Below are 13,890 nucleotides of genomic sequence, written 5' to 3'. Positions count from 1 at the left end.
GAGCGACGCCTCGAGCGCCGCCGCTGCGAGGTCCGCGAGCTCCCTGCCGACCGCGGGCAGGTAGTCGACGGGCGACGGAGCCGACAGGTCGCGCACGGCCAGATCCGCCAGGTGCCGCCGGTACGTCGTCCGCAGGCGCTGGTGCGCCTCGGTGCCGGTGATCCCCGCCATGGGGTTGTCATTCCCGGGATCCGCCGCAACGGCTTCCAGAAGGGAGGCACGCAGCGACCGGTCGTCGACCTGCGGCAGGCTTCCGGGAGGCGATTGAACGACGTCGAGGTGCTCCGGGTGGCGCATGAGGAACTCACCGAGCGCCTCGGATGCCCCGAGGAGCCGGAACAGTGCCGTGCAGCGCGCGGTGTCCCCCGTGATGAGGGACACCGCTTCCGGGTGTGCGGCCAGCAGGCGGACGCAGGACTGCAGGGCGAGGTCGGGGCTGGCGGAGGATGCAAGGGCGTCGAACAGGATTCCCTCGTCGATCCCGTCGAGTTCCGGGGCAGCGAGGAACCGCCTGCTCTGCTCGAGGTCGGTGAACCCGGAGCTGATCAGTTTCCCGTTGGAGCTCGGTCCACCGACTCCCTGGGCGCGTTCCGTTAGAGGATCCCCAGGTTGCGGCGAAGTTCGTAGGGGGTCACCTGGATGCGGTAGTCATGCCACTCGGCACGCTTGTTCCGCAGGAAATTCTCGAAGACCTGCTCCCCCAGGATTTCGGCGACCAGTTCGGACTCCTCCATGGCCCGCGTTGCATCGTGAAGGCTCGCGGGAAGGGGATCATGGCCCATTGCGCGTCGCTCGGCCGCGGTGAGGCTCCAGACGTCGTCCTCGGCGCCCTGCGGCAGTTCGTACTCCTCCTGAATGCCCTTGAGTCCCGCACCGAGCAGCACCGAGTACGCCAGATACGGATTGCTGGCCGAGTCGATGCCGCGGTACTCAATGCGGGCGGACTGGCCCTTGTTCGGCTTGTACAGGGGTACACGCACCAGGGCCGAGCGGTTGTTGTGGCCCCAGGAGAGGTAGCTGGGAGCTTCTCCCCCGCCCCACAGGCGCTTGTAGGAGTTCACGAACTGGTTGGTGACGGCAGTGAATTCGGGGGCGTGGCGCAGGATGCCCGCGATGAACTGCCGGGCGGTGCGCGAGAGCTGGAACTCGGCTCCTGCCTCGAAGAACGCGTTGGTATCGCCCTCGAACAGCGAGAAGTGGGTATGCATGCCCGAGCCCGGATGCTCCGAGAACGGTTTCGGCATGAAGGTGGCGTAGCTGTTCTGGGTCAGCGCCACCTCCTTGATGATGGTCCGGAACGTCATGATGTTGTCCGCGGTCTGGAGCGCATCGGCGTACCGCAGGTCGATCTCGTTCTGCCCGGGCCCGGCCTCGTGGTGGCTGAACTCCACGGAGATGCCCACGGATTCGAGCATGGCGACGGCGGTGCGCCGGAAGTCCTGCGCAACCCCCCCGGGAACGTGGTCGAAGTAGCCGGCCTGGTCCACGGGGACGGGCTGGCCGTCGGGTCCCAGTTCGTCCGATTCGAGGAGGTAGAACTCGATCTCCGGGTGGGTGTAGCAGGTGAATCCCATGTCGGCCGCGGTGGCCAGTGTCTTCTTCAGGACGCCGCGCGGATCGGCAGTGGAGGGCTGCCCGTCCGGGGTGAGGATGTCGCAGAACATCCGTGAAGTCTGTTCCTTGTCGCCGCGCCAGGGCAGGATCTGGAAGGTCGAGGGGTCCGGCTGCGCCAGCATGTCGGATTCGAAGACCCGAGCGAGGCCTTCGATCGATGAGCCGTCGAACCCGAGGCCCTCCTCGAAGGCACCCTCGACCTCGGCCGGCGCCAGCGCCACTGACTTCAGCGAACCGACGACGTCGGTGAACCACAGTCGGACGAAGCGCACGTCCCGCTCCTCGATGGTGCGCAGTACGAATTCCTGCTGCCGATCCATGAACAACCCACTTTTCTGCCGCTTTCACGGCGCTTCGATCCCATCTTCACTCTAGCGACAGCGGACACCGAATCCCCTCCACCGGACCGGAACATTATGACGCCCGGATGTTACGGCGGGGTTACCCGCCTTCAATCCCGGGACGGCACCGTTCCACTCCTCCGCTAGGCTCTCGACTATGACCTCCGCAGAGACCTCCACCGGGAATACCACCGGGAATACCACCGGGAATACCACCGAGATTCCAGCCCCGTACGGCCCGGGCGCTTCGACGCCGGCCGCTGATCCGCAGCACACGGCGTCCCGTCCGCGCCGGATCCGCACCCACCACCTTCAGCAGGCGAAGACCGAGGGCCGGCGGTTCGCGATGCTCACCGCCTATGACCAGTACGCCGCCCAGCTCTTCGACGAGGCCGGCATCGAGGTGCTGCTCGTCGGGGACTCAGCCGCGAACAACGTGCTGGGGCATGCCACCACGCTCCCGATCACTCTCGATGAGATGATCCTTTTCTCCCGGGCCGTCAGCACTGCAGCCCGGTATGCCCTGGTGGTGGCCGATCTTCCCTTCGGCAGCTACGAGGTCTCCCCCGAACAGGCGGTGCAGTCCGCCGTCCGGCTGCTCAAGGAAGGCCTCGTCCACGCCGTCAAGATGGAGGGCGGCGCGGAATACGCGGAGACGGTGCGGGCGCTGGTCAAGGCCGGCATCCCCGTCATGGCCCATATCGGCTTCACACCGCAGAGCGAGCATGCACTCGGCGGCTACCGCGTGCAGGGCCGCGGCGATGCTTCACAGCGGATCCTCGACGACGCCGTCGCGCTCGCCGATGCCGGAGCCTTCAGCATCCTCCTGGAAATGGTGCCGGCGCAGGCGGCGGCCGACGTCGACGCCGCGGTTCAGGTACCCACGATCGGTATCGGCGCGGGACCGTCCACCACCGGCCAGGTGCTGGTGTGGCAGGACATGGCAGGTCTCCGCGGCGGAAATCAGGCCCGGTTCGTCAAGCAGTATGCCGATCTGCGGAGCGTCCTCTCCGACGCCGCACGGTCCTATGCCGAGGAGGTCCGGACCGGCGCTTTCCCCGGCCCGGAGCACTCCTTCTAGCAGCGCGGCCCCTTCTTCAGGAGTTCAGTCGTCCTCGGCCTCCCAGGCCTTGTTCCGCTGTTCGACCTTCTCGAGGGCCTTCTCGGCCTCTGCCCGCGTTTCGTAGGGCCCGATGAGCTGTGACCAGTCGGACTGCGCGTCGACCTCCACCTCGTGGGTGCGGACGTTGAACCAGTACTCGCTCATGATGCTCCTTCCACGTTTTTCCTTCGCCTTACCGGCCTCGCCTATAGGATCAAGGGTATGCCTTCCTCTGCAGATGCACCCGTTGGAGTACTCGAACGCGGCACGGTGAGCCCCCTGCGGTCCGTGCCGAAGGACATCGCCCGCCCCGAATATGTGGGACGCGCAGCGCCGGCGAAATTCACGGGTTCCGAGGTCAAGAGCGCTGAGACCATTGAAAAGATCCGGCGAGCCAGCAAGGTCGCGGCTCAGGCCATCGTGGAAGTCGGTGCACACGCGGTACCGGGAGTCACCACTGATGAACTGGATCGGGTGGGGCACGAGTTCCTCCTCGACCACGGCGCGTACCCCTCCACCCTCGGGTACCGCGGGTTCCCGAAATCTTTGTGTTCATCGTTGAACGAGGTGATCTGCCACGGCATTCCGGACTCCACCGTGGTCCGGGAGGGCGACATCCTCAACATCGACATCACCGCCTACCTCGACGGCGTGCATGGCGACACCAACTACACCTTCCTCATCGGGGACGTCGATGAGGAGTCCCGGCTCCTCGTCGAGCGCACGCAGGAGTCGCTCAGCCGGGCCATCCGCGCCGTGGCGCCGGGACGCGAGATCAACGTCATAGGCCGCGCCATCGAGTCCTATGCGCGCCGGTTCGGTTATGGTGTTGTGCGTGACTTCACCGGGCACGGGGTCGGCGAGGCGTTCCACACGGGGCTGATCATCCCCCACTACGACGCAGCGCCCGCCTACAACCGCGTCATCGAGCCGGGAATGGTGTTCACCATCGAACCAATGCTCACCCTCGGCACCATCGAGTGGGACATGTGGCCGGACGACTGGACCGTCGTCACGAAGGACCGCAAGCGCACCGCACAATTCGAGCACACACTGCTGGTGACCGACCGCGGCGCGGAAATCCTGACCGAGCCCTAGCAGATCCTCCCGCCCGCATCACCCCAGCAGCCCGATACATCCCTCGGCCCACAGCCGACCACCCACCTCTGGAGAAAAATGCCCAAGGACATCGAGAAGAAGAAACCCGGCAAGAAGACGATGCCTGCCACCGTCATCGGCGTCGACATCGGAGGCACGGGCATCAAGGGCGGCATCGTCAACCTTGAAAAAGGCGTGATCGTGGGCGACCGTTACCGCGTTCCGACGCCGAAGCCCTCCACCCCCGAGGCTGTGGCCGCCGTGGTCGCCGATATCGTGGCGGAGCTCAGTTCACGGCCCGAAGGGCCGTCGGAGGACGTGCCTGTGGGAGTGACGTTCCCCGCCATCATCCAGCACGGGGTGGCGCGCTCGGCGGCGAACGTCGACAAGAGCTGGGTCGACACCGACGTGGACGCCCTTTTCACGAAGGTGCTCGGGCGGGATGTGCGCGTGATCAACGACGCCGACGCCGCCGGTCTCGCCGAGGTCCGCTACGGGGCGGGCAAGGGCGAACTGGGCACGGTCCTGGTCATCACGCTGGGCACCGGAATCGGGTCCGCATTCATCTTCGACGGCAGGCTCGTCCCGAACGTGGAGCTCGGCCACCTCGAGATCGACGGTCACGACGCTGAAACCAAGGCGTCGGCGGTCGCCCGGGAACGCGACGGCATCGGGTGGAACGAATACACGGTCCGGCTCCAGCGGTACTTCTCGCACGTGGAGTTCCTGTTCTCCCCTGAGCTCATCATCGTTGGCGGGGGAATCTCCAAACGCAGTGGGGACTACCTGCCGGGCCTGAAGCTCCGCACTCCCATCATCCCGGCACAGCTCAAGAACCAGGCGGGAATCGTCGGCGGAGCACTGCAGGCCGCTATCCTGCTGGAGCCGAAGAAGGCATAGCGACGGGGCGCCGCTGCCCAGCCGCTGCCGTTTAGCGGCGCCGCGTCAGCGGGCAGGTATTCAGTGATCGGCCGGATCCAGGCAGCGTTCTCAGACGGGTCCTCCGACTAGCGCGCCGTCAGCGGGCGCTGCGCACCCGTGGGAACGCGCTGGCTCTCCTCGGACTGGTGGCGGAGGAGGGAGATCGCTTCATCGAAATCCTCGAGGGATTCGAATCCCTGGTAGACGCTGGCGAAACGGAGGTAGGCGATCTGGTCGAGTTTGCGGAGCGGGCCGAGGATCGCAAGACCCACCTCATGGGCGTCGATCTCCGCGACACCGCTGGCGCGCACCGTTTCCTCGACCTCCTGCGCCAGCAGCGCGAGGTCGTCCTCGGTGACGGGACGGCCCTGGCAGGCCTTGCGGACTCCGTTGATGATCTTGCCCCGGCTGAACGGCTCTCCTGCTCCCGATCGTTTGACGACACTCAGGCTCGTGGTCTCCACGGTGGTGAAACGCCGCGCACACTGGGGGCATTGGCGCCGACGCCGGATCGCCGAGCCGTCGTCGGCCAGGCGACTGTCGACGACGCGCGAGTCAGGATTGCGGCAGTAGGGACAATACATGTGCCAGGCCCGCTTTCCTCTGCTTTGTCGCACTGGTCAGTCGTATCAGGTCAAGTGTAGGACTACATCTGGTGAAACTACAAGCATGCAATTACTACATCTGGTGTTCTCCGCCTAGAAACGGGCGTCCACCGCTTCACCGTGGGCCGGCAGGTTCTCGGCGGTGGACAGCGCCGTGATGTGCTGCCGGACCTCCTGCAGAGCGTCCCTGCTGTAGGAGACGAACTGCACCGTCCGTAGGAACGTCGTCACGTTCAGGCCCGAAGCGAACGACGCCGTTCCCGCCGTCGGCAGGACGTGATTCGACCCTGCGCAGTAGTCCCCGAGGCTGACAGGTGTGTATTTTCCGATGAAGACGGCCCCGGCGCTGCGGATACGGGCAGCGACGGTCTCGGCGTCGGCGGTCTGGATCTCCAGGTGTTCGGCCGCATACGCGTTGCACACGCGCACACCGTGGTCCAGGTCGTCCACCAGGATGGTTCCGGATTGGGGGCCGGCCAGCGCAGTGCGGACCCGCTCGGAATGCTTCGTCGCGCGACAGCGGACGGACAGCTCGCGGCGCACGGCCTCGGCGAGCGCGGGGGAATCCGTGATGAGGACCGACGCCGCCTCCGGATCGTGCTCGGCCTGGCTGACCAGGTCCGCCGCAACGAGCGCGGGGTCCGCTGTGCCATCGGCGAGCACGGCGATCTCGGTGGTGCCTGCCTCGGAATCGATGCCCACCACCGACCTCACCAGCCGCTTGGCGGTCGCGACGAAGATGTTCCCGGGACCGGTGACGACGTTCACCGGTTCGATGGCGGTTCCGGCGTCGGACCCGGCGACGCCGTAGGCCAGGGCAGCCACGGCCTGGGCACCGCCGATGGCGTAGACCTCGTCGATGCCGAGCATCGCTGCCGCGGCAAGGATGACCGGGTGCGGCCATCCGCCGAATTCCTTCTGCGGGGGTGACGCCAGTGCGAGCGATGCCACGCCGGCGGCCTGCGCCGGAACCACGTTCATGACCACCGACGACGGGTAGACGGCGAGACCTCCCGGTACGTAGAGCCCCACGCGGTCGACCGCCACCCACCGGGAGGTGAGCCGGGCGCCCTCGCTGATCTCGACGTCGACGTCGGTGGGCTTCTGCGCGCCGGCGAACACCCTCGCCCGGGCAATCGACTCCTCGAGTGCGGCCCGCACTCCGGGGTCCAGAGACTGCAGTGCATTCTCGATCACGGTGCCCGGCACCCGGGGGTGCACCTGTTCGACGCCGTCGAACCGCGCGGCGAGCTCAGTCAGGGCAGCGAACCCGCGCGTACGGACGTCGCCGATGATCCCCGCGACCACGGTCTCGGAGGAATGCTCACTGGGTGCGGCACGGGGCATGGCACGGCGGAGCTGACCCGGGGAGAGGTCGGTACCGCGGAGGTCGAGGGTGCGGAAGACGTCCCCCGCTGGAGCATCGCTGGTTGAAGTCACGCCGAAAGTCTACCGGCGGTCACCACCATTTCCGCAGCCGGCTACCGGCGCCGCGTGCGCGCCAGCGAGGACAGGGATACGACGAAAATGACCAGGGCCACGGTGGCCGGCCAAATCGCGGCGGCACCCGGCGAATGCAGCAGGAACACCGAGCCCGGCAGATCATCACTGCCGTGCGGACCGAACAGCAGAGCGAGCCCCTCTCCCACCAGTATTGCGGCCAGCGAACCCAGAGCTGATCCGGCCACCACGGTCACCACGCGGGGCACCAGCCCCGGCGCGTCCATCCGGGCTGCAACGATTCCACCGATGGCGAGGCCGGCGACCAGCCCCAGTGCGGCCAGGGTCAGGTCCCGCAGCAGCCAGGTCTCGGGCTGGAGACCATCGCCGTACAGGAAACCCGACGGCGCGCCAAGCCACCACGCCACGCCGACGGCCACGCCGGTGAGCAGGGTGATGCCGGCCCACCACAGGACTCCGGCGGGCGGGACGGTGGTGCGATCCTCGGGCACCGCGTACACCGGAGGCGGATACTGGGAAGCCCCGGCGACGGGCTGCTGGCGTGGACGCATGACTTCTACATTAACAAAATACGGGAGGGTTCCAGGACCGGCCTATCGTGGAGGTTGGATCTCACCGCTATCTCGGAGGTAATTCGTGACCGACTCGTCCGGCGCGGTCAGCGCCCCTGCCCTCCAGGGCCCGTTCCGCGAGGTCTTCCGCCGCCATGCGGCCGGTGTCGCCATCATCACCGCCACCTACGAAGGACGCCCCTTCGGGTTCACCGCGACCTCGGTCGCCTCACTCTCGGCCGATCCCCCGCGGTTCAGCTTCAATATGGCCCGCACCTCCTCCTCCTGGCCCGCCGTCGCCAACACGAACTTCGTCGGCGTCCACATGATGAGCACCGACAACGAGGCGCTGGCTGATCGCTTTGCCCGGTCGAAGGACCGTTTCAGCGGGAACGACTGGTCGCCTGGCCCGCACTCGGTACCCGTGCTCCATGGCGTGGCGGGCTGGCTCATCGGCCGGATCAGCATGAGGCTCTCCTTCGAGAACAACGCCGTGGTGGTTGCGGAGGTGGTGGCCGGCGACACCGGGCCCGACGGTGCTCCACTGCTGTATCACGGCGGGAGTTACGGGACGCCGGCGGCAACCGATTATGTGATCTGACGGAAAAACTGCCTAGGCGTCCAGGCAGGCCGGACCGAGGAGGACCTTCAGGTCCCCGAACAGTCCCGGCGTCGGGCTGACGCGCAGGTCGACGCCGAGCTTCATCACCTCGATCTTGCGCGAGCTGCTCAGGCGGATGAGCACCTCGCTGGTGCCGGGATGGGTGCGCAGCACGTCGCCGAGCGCACTGACTGCCGCCTCGGTGGCCTTGTGCTGGTTCATCGAGATCACCACGGGCCCTGAATGGCCCTCGCTGAGGTCGGGGACACTGAGCTCCTGCGCGTTGAGCATCACGGCGCCGTCGTCCCTGCGCTGCAGGCGTCCGCGGACCACCACGATGAGGTCCTCGGCGAGGACCGCCGAGATGGGCCCGTAGACCTGCCCGAAGAACATCACCTCCATGGAACCCGCGAGGTCCTCCACTTCCGCACGCGCATAGGCATTGCCGCTGTTCTTGGCGATCCTGCGCTGCAGCGAGGTGATCATGCCCGCGATCGTGACGATGGCGCCGTCGGCCGGTCCCTCGTCGCTGATGATCGAGGTGATCGAGGAGTCGGCGTGCTGGCTGAGGATGCCCTCGAGCCCCTGCAGCGGATGATCCGAGACGTAGAGCCCCAGCATGTCCCGCTCGAACGAGAGCTTGTCCTTCTTCTCCCATTCGGGCAGGTCCGGAACCTCCACCGCCAGCCCGCTTCCGGCGGCCGGATCGTCGAAGGCACTGAAGAGGTCGAACTGGTTGGCCGCCTCGTTGCGCTTGAGGACGATGACCGAATCGACCGCCTCCTCGTGGATCATCGCCAGGGCCCGCCGGGGATGCTTGAGCGAATCGAAGGCACCGGCCTTGATCAGCGACTCGATGGTCCGCTTGTTGCAGACGACGGCGGGTACCTTCTGCAGGAAGTCGCTGAAGGAGGTGAAGGCGCCCTTCTCCTCCCGCGCACCCACCATCGCCCCGACGACGTTGGCGCCGACGTTGCGGATGGCCCCCATGCCGAAGCGGATATCCCTGCCGACCGGGGTGAAGTTCACGCTCGATTCATTGACGTCGGGCGGCAGGACGGTGATGCCCATGCGGCGGCACTCATTGAGGTAGATGGCCAGCTTGTCCTTGTCATCGCCCACGCTGGTCAGGAGGGCGGCCATGTATTCGGCCGGGTAGTGGGCCTTGAGATACGCCGTCCAGTAGGAGATGAGCCCGTAGGCGGCGGTATGCGCCTTGTTGAACGCGTAGTCCGAGAAGGATTCGAGGACGATCCACAGCTTGTCCATCGCAGCCTGCGAGTACCCGTTCTCCTTCATGCCGGAGAAGAAGTCGGCCTGCTGCTTGTCCAGCTCTGACTTCTTCTTCTTGCCCATGGCCCGGCGGAGCATATCGGCCTGGCCGAGGCTGAAGTTCGCGAGTTTCTGGGCCGCTGACATCACCTGCTCCTGGTAGACGATCAGGCCGTACGTCCCACCGAGGATCTCCTCGAGGGGGCCCTCGAGTTCGGAGTGGATGGGCTCGATCTCCTGCAGCCCGTTCTTGCGCAGCGCGTAGTTGGTGTGGGAGTTCACCCCCATCGGGCCGGGACGGTACAGGGCCAGCACCGCCGAGATGTCCTCGAAGTTGTCGGGACGCATGAGTTTCAGGAGAGCCCGCATCGGGCCGCCGTCGAGCTGGAAGACCCCCAGGGTGTCGCCCCGCGCCAGCAGTTCATAGGACGCCTTATCGTCGAGCTCGAGGTCCTCGAGCACCAGGTCGGTGTCCTTGTTGCCCTTGATGTTCTCGACGGCGTCCGTGATGATCGTGAGGTTGCGCAGCCCCAGGAAGTCCATCTTGATGAGTCCGAGCCCCTCGCAGGTGGGGTAGTCGAACTGCGTGATGATCTGGCCGTCCTGGTCGCGGCGCATGATCGGGATGATGTCGATCAGCGGGTCCGAGGACATGATGACGCCGGCGGCGTGCACTCCCCACTGTCGCTTCAGGCCCTCCAGCCCGAGGGCCGTCTCGAACACCTTGGCCGACTCGGCGTCGGTCTTCAGCAGCTCGCGCAGCTCCTCGGCCTCGGAGTGGCGCTTGGCGTCCTTGTTGTGGACGTCGGCGAGGGCAAGGCCCTTGCCCATGACATCGGGTGGCATGGCCTTGGTGAGCCGCTCGCCGGTGGAGAAGGGGTAGCCCATCACGCGCGAGGAATCCTTCAGCGCCTGCTTGGCCTTGATGGTGCCGTAGGTGACGATCATGGCCACGCGCTCGTCGCCGTACTTGTCGCTGACGTAACGGATCACTTCGGAGCGGCGCCGGTCATCGAAGTCGACGTCGAAGTCGGGCATGGACACGCGCTCGGGGTTGAGGAAGCGCTCGAAGATCAGCCCGTGCTTGAGCGGGTCGAGGTCCGTGATGCGCATGGCGTAGGCCACCATGGACCCGGCTCCCGAGCCGCGGCCCGGGCCCACCCGGATGCCGTTGTCCTTGGCCCAGTTGATGAAGTCGGCCACCACCAGGAAGTAGCCGGGGAAGCCCATCTGGGTGATGACGCCCACCTCGAACTCGGCCTGCTTGCGCACGTGGTCGGGAATCCCTGCGGGGTACCGGTACGCCAGGCCCGTCTCGACCTCCTTGACGAACCAGGACTGCTCGTTCTCCCCCTCCGGCACCGGGAACCGCGGCATGTAGTTCGCCTTGGTGTTGAACTCGACGTCGCACCGCTCGGCGATGAGGAGGGTGTTGTCGCACGCCTCGGGGTAGTCACGGAAGATGGCCCGCATCTCGGCCGGGGACTTGAGGTAGAACTCGTCGGCGTCGAACTTGAAGCGCTTGGGATCGGCGAGGGTCGAGCCGGACTGGACGCACAGGAGGGCGGCGTGGGCCTTGGAATCCTCGGCGTGGGTGTAGTGGAGGTCGTTCGTGGCCACGAGCGGCAGCCCGAGCTCGGAGGCCAGCCGAATGAGGTCGGTCTTAACCCGCCGCTCGATGTCCAGTCCGTGGTCCATCAGTTCGCAGAAGTAGTTCTCCGCGCCGAAGATGTCTCGGAAGTCGGACGCCGCCTGTTTGGCCTCGGCATACAGGCCGAGCCGCAGTTTCGTCTGGACCTCACCGGAGGGGCATCCGGTGGTGGCGATCAGTCCCTTGCCGTAGGTCTGCAGCAGGTCCCGGTCCATCCGCGGCTTGTAGAGGTAGCCCTCGAGGGAGGCCAGCGAGGACATGCGGAACAGGTTGTGCATGCCCTCGGTCGACTCGGACCAGAGTGTCATGTGGGTGTAGGCACCGGCACCGGAGACGTCGTCGCGCCCTCCCCCGCCCCACTGGACACGCGTCCGGTCTGCGCGTGCCGTTCCGGGCGTCAGGTAGGCCTCGACGCCGATGATGGGCTTGATGCCGGCGGTGCGGGCCTTGCTCCAGAAGTCGAACGCCCCGAAGACGAATCCGTGGTCGGTGGTCGCGAGTGCGCTCATCCCGAGTTCCTCGGTGTGGCTGAACAGATCGGTCAGCCGAGCGGCACCGTCCAGCATCGAGTACTCGGTGTGATTGTGAAGATGGACGAAGGATGCATTTGCTGCCGCTGCGAGAACCACCTGTCCATTCTAGGCCAGCGGACGCCGGTCCCCCTGTCGGCGGATCAGCAGCCGCGCCCGGAAGCCTGACGTTTTGAACGCAGCCGCAGGGCCACGCCGACCCGGAATCAGCGGGCCTAGACAGTCCCGCTGGAGAGCGCCGAGAGGGCGTAGGCCAGGTCGAGGGGATAGGGACTTTCGCACAGAACGGGCTCGCCGGTCCGGGGGTGGGCGAAACCGAGCCGGTGGGCGTGCAGCCACTGCCGGGTCAGGCCCAGGTCCGCGGCGAGCCGGGGATCGGCGCCGTAGGTGAGGTCTCCGGCGCAGGGATGCCGCAGCGCCGAGAAGTGCACGCGGATCTGGTGTGTCCTTCCCGTTTCGAGATGGACCTCCACCAGGCTCGCCCGGCCGAACGCCTCAAGGACCGAGTAGTGCGTGATGGACGGCCGGCCGTCCTCCATCACCGCGAAGCGCCAGTCGGCATGCGGGTGCCTGCCGATCGGGGCGTCGATGGTTCCGGCGAGCGGGTCGGGCAGACCCTGCACCACCGCGTGATACACCTTCTCGACGATCCGTTCCTTGAACGCCCGCTTCAACGCGGTGTAGGCCGGTTCGGTCTTCGCGACGACCATGGCGCCGGAGGTTCCGACGTCGAGCCGATGGACGATCCCGGCGCGCTCCGGCGCACCCGACGTCGAGATCCGGTACCCCTCGGCAGCGAGCGCACCGACGACCGTCGGTCCCACCCAGCCCGGGGACGGGTGGGCGGCGACGCCCACCGGCTTGTCGATCACCACGAAGTCATCATCGTCGAGGAGGATCGCCAGGCCGTCGACGGCCTGGGGAATGATCCGGTGCGGATCCACAGCTTCAGGAAGAATCACGGCGAGTTCGTGCCCGGCCAGTACCCGGTCGGCCTTGGCAAGCTTCGCACCGCCCCGGGTGACCCTGCCATCCCTGCACCAGGAGGCGGCGACGGACCGGGAGACGTCGGCGACCAGCGAGAGCGCGGCGTCGGCACGCGCACCGCCGAGTTCCTCCGGCACCGTGAAGACGCTCCTGCCCGGCGTCTCAACGTTCATGAGGTTCCCCCGCGCCCGGCGTCCCTTCGGTCTCCGTTTCGTCCCCGGTGCGGGAGCCGTCCAGGTTGATACCGCGAAGGGTGAGCACGCAGATCAGTACCACTCCACTGACGACGGCGGAGTCCGCGATGTTGAAGATCGCGAAGTTCGGCAGGGCGATGAAATCGACCACGTGGCCCTGGGCGAAGGACGGTTCCCGCACCAGGCGGTCGGTCAGGTTGCCCAGGGCACCGCCGAGGACGAGGCCGAGGGCCGCGGCCCAGCCCCTCGAGGCGATCTTCGGGATCTGGGTGATGATGGCGATCGACACCAGGACCATCACGATCGTGAACACCCACGTGATCTCGGTGCCGATGGAGAACGCCGCCCCGGGGTTCCGGATGAAGTGCCAGTTCAGCAGCGGTGGGAGCACCGGGGTGATCTGGCCCTCGGTCATGGTGCCGACCACCCAGAGCTTGGTGAGCTGGTCGAAGACATAGGCGACGGCGGCGCACAGGAGCGCGACGATGCGGTACATCGCCCGGCCGCCTCCGCGCGCAGCGCTCCTGCTGCCGGCAGCCTTTCCGGGCTGCCCTGCGTCAGGTGTTCCACTATCGGTCATGGTGCTCTCTTGCCCGGGCTCGGGTTCCGTGCCGCAGTGCGGTACTTCCTAGGATTCTGGAACTTCGGTGGATTCAGTGGATTCGGTGGCAACCGAGCCGCGGGAATCGAGATCCTGCAGCTGCCCCTCGATGTACGCCTTGAGCCGCGAGCGGTAATCGCGCTCGAACTCGCGGAGCTGCTCCACCTTCTCCTCGAGGACCGTCTTCTGCTCCTCGAGCGCGCCGAGCGTCAGTCGGCTCTTCTCCTCGGCGTCGCTCACCAGACCGGTGGCTTCACTCTGCGCTTCGGCAATGATCTTGTCGCGCTGTTCGACCCCGGCATTGACGTACTCGTCGTGCAGCCGCTCCGCCATGGCCAGGACGCCTGCGGCGGACGCGGCC

Annotated in this window: 12 protein-coding genes and 2 pseudogenes; 4 read left to right on the top strand and 10 right to left on the bottom strand. The window is 66.7% G+C overall.

The window, feature by feature from the left end; all coding sequences use genetic code 11:
- Together Y705_RS23085 and Y705_RS0107540 are read right to left on the bottom strand one after the other, a co-directional pair.
- Positions 1–381, bottom strand: a pseudogene (locus Y705_RS23085) (bifunctional [glutamine synthetase] adenylyltransferase/[glutamine synthetase]-adenylyl-L-tyrosine phosphorylase); the annotation flags it as partial.
- A gap of 212 nt (positions 382–593) precedes the next feature.
- Positions 594–1,934, bottom strand: coding sequence for a glutamine synthetase family protein (locus tag Y705_RS0107540; protein WP_026532417.1), 1,341 nt, complete (start codon positions 1,932–1,934; stop codon positions 594–596).
- A 178-nt stretch (positions 1,935–2,112) separates the two neighbouring features.
- Here Y705_RS0107540 and panB point away from each other — a divergent pair, with 178 nt between their 5' ends.
- The gene (panB, locus tag Y705_RS0107535) at positions 2,113–3,036 is read left to right on the top strand and encodes a 3-methyl-2-oxobutanoate hydroxymethyltransferase (protein WP_026532416.1); all 924 of its coding nucleotides are present in this window, start codon (positions 2,113–2,115) and stop codon (positions 3,034–3,036) included.
- A gap of 24 nt (positions 3,037–3,060) precedes the next feature.
- Here the strand turns inward: panB and Y705_RS21805 are convergent, their stop codons facing one another.
- Positions 3,061–3,222, bottom strand: a complete 162-nt coding sequence (locus tag Y705_RS21805) for an SPOR domain-containing protein (RefSeq protein ID WP_155849970.1) — start codon at positions 3,220–3,222, stop codon at positions 3,061–3,063.
- A 57-nt stretch (positions 3,223–3,279) separates the two neighbouring features.
- On the opposite strand from Y705_RS21805, the gene map reads away from it, so the two are divergent.
- Positions 3,280–4,155 (top strand): type I methionyl aminopeptidase, encoded by an 876-nt coding sequence (map, locus tag Y705_RS0107525; RefSeq protein ID WP_026532415.1) that lies wholly within the window; start codon positions 3,280–3,282, stop codon positions 4,153–4,155.
- Between the two features lie 78 nt (positions 4,156–4,233).
- On the top strand, positions 4,234–5,055 hold the full coding sequence (gene ppgK, locus Y705_RS0107520) for a polyphosphate--glucose phosphotransferase (protein WP_049822430.1): 822 nt from the start codon (positions 4,234–4,236) through the stop codon (positions 5,053–5,055).
- 107 nt (positions 5,056–5,162) lie between these two features.
- Here ppgK and nrdR read toward each other — a convergent pair whose 3' ends face one another.
- The 3 genes from nrdR to Y705_RS18230 form a co-directional block, all read right to left on the bottom strand.
- Positions 5,163–5,660 (bottom strand): transcriptional regulator NrdR, encoded by a 498-nt coding sequence (gene nrdR, locus Y705_RS0107515; RefSeq protein WP_026532413.1) that lies wholly within the window; start codon positions 5,658–5,660, stop codon positions 5,163–5,165.
- A gap of 114 nt (positions 5,661–5,774) precedes the next feature.
- Positions 5,775–7,121: a histidinol dehydrogenase gene (hisD, locus tag Y705_RS0107510; RefSeq protein WP_026532412.1), complete on the bottom strand. Its 1,347-nt coding sequence runs from the start codon at positions 7,119–7,121 to the stop codon at positions 5,775–5,777.
- Positions 7,122–7,162: 41 nt separating this feature from the next.
- Positions 7,163–7,693: a hypothetical protein gene (locus Y705_RS18230; protein WP_049822429.1), complete on the bottom strand. Its 531-nt coding sequence runs from the start codon at positions 7,691–7,693 to the stop codon at positions 7,163–7,165.
- A gap of 85 nt (positions 7,694–7,778) precedes the next feature.
- Between Y705_RS18230 and Y705_RS0107500 the strand changes: the two genes are divergently transcribed.
- Positions 7,779–8,294: a flavin reductase family protein gene (locus Y705_RS0107500; RefSeq protein ID WP_026532411.1), complete on the top strand. Its 516-nt coding sequence runs from the start codon at positions 7,779–7,781 to the stop codon at positions 8,292–8,294.
- A gap of 12 nt (positions 8,295–8,306) precedes the next feature.
- On the opposite strand, the gene dnaE is transcribed toward Y705_RS0107500, so the two are convergent.
- From dnaE to Y705_RS23080, 4 genes and pseudogenes are all read right to left on the bottom strand, one after another.
- Positions 8,307–11,846 carry a DNA polymerase III subunit alpha gene (gene dnaE / locus Y705_RS0107495; RefSeq protein WP_026532410.1) on the bottom strand — a complete coding sequence of 1,180 codons (3,540 nt, stop codon included), beginning with the start codon at positions 11,844–11,846 and terminating at the stop codon, positions 8,307–8,309.
- A gap of 116 nt (positions 11,847–11,962) precedes the next feature.
- Positions 11,963–12,907, bottom strand: coding sequence for an RluA family pseudouridine synthase (locus tag Y705_RS0107490; RefSeq protein WP_049822428.1), 945 nt, complete (start codon positions 12,905–12,907; stop codon positions 11,963–11,965).
- Positions 12,897–13,508, bottom strand: coding sequence for a signal peptidase II (lspA, locus tag Y705_RS0107485; RefSeq protein WP_026532408.1), 612 nt, complete (start codon positions 13,506–13,508; stop codon positions 12,897–12,899). The genes Y705_RS0107490 and lspA overlap by 11 nt, the downstream gene beginning before the upstream one ends.
- Positions 13,509–13,556: 48 nt before the next feature.
- Positions 13,557–13,890: pseudogene (locus Y705_RS23080) on the bottom strand (DivIVA domain-containing protein); the annotation flags it as partial.

The sequence above is a fragment of the Arthrobacter sp. H41 genome, from assembly GCF_000520535.1.
GTDB lineage: Bacteria > Actinomycetota > Actinomycetes > Actinomycetales > Micrococcaceae > Arthrobacter_D.
This window is presented reverse-complemented; position numbering and strand designations above follow the sequence as displayed.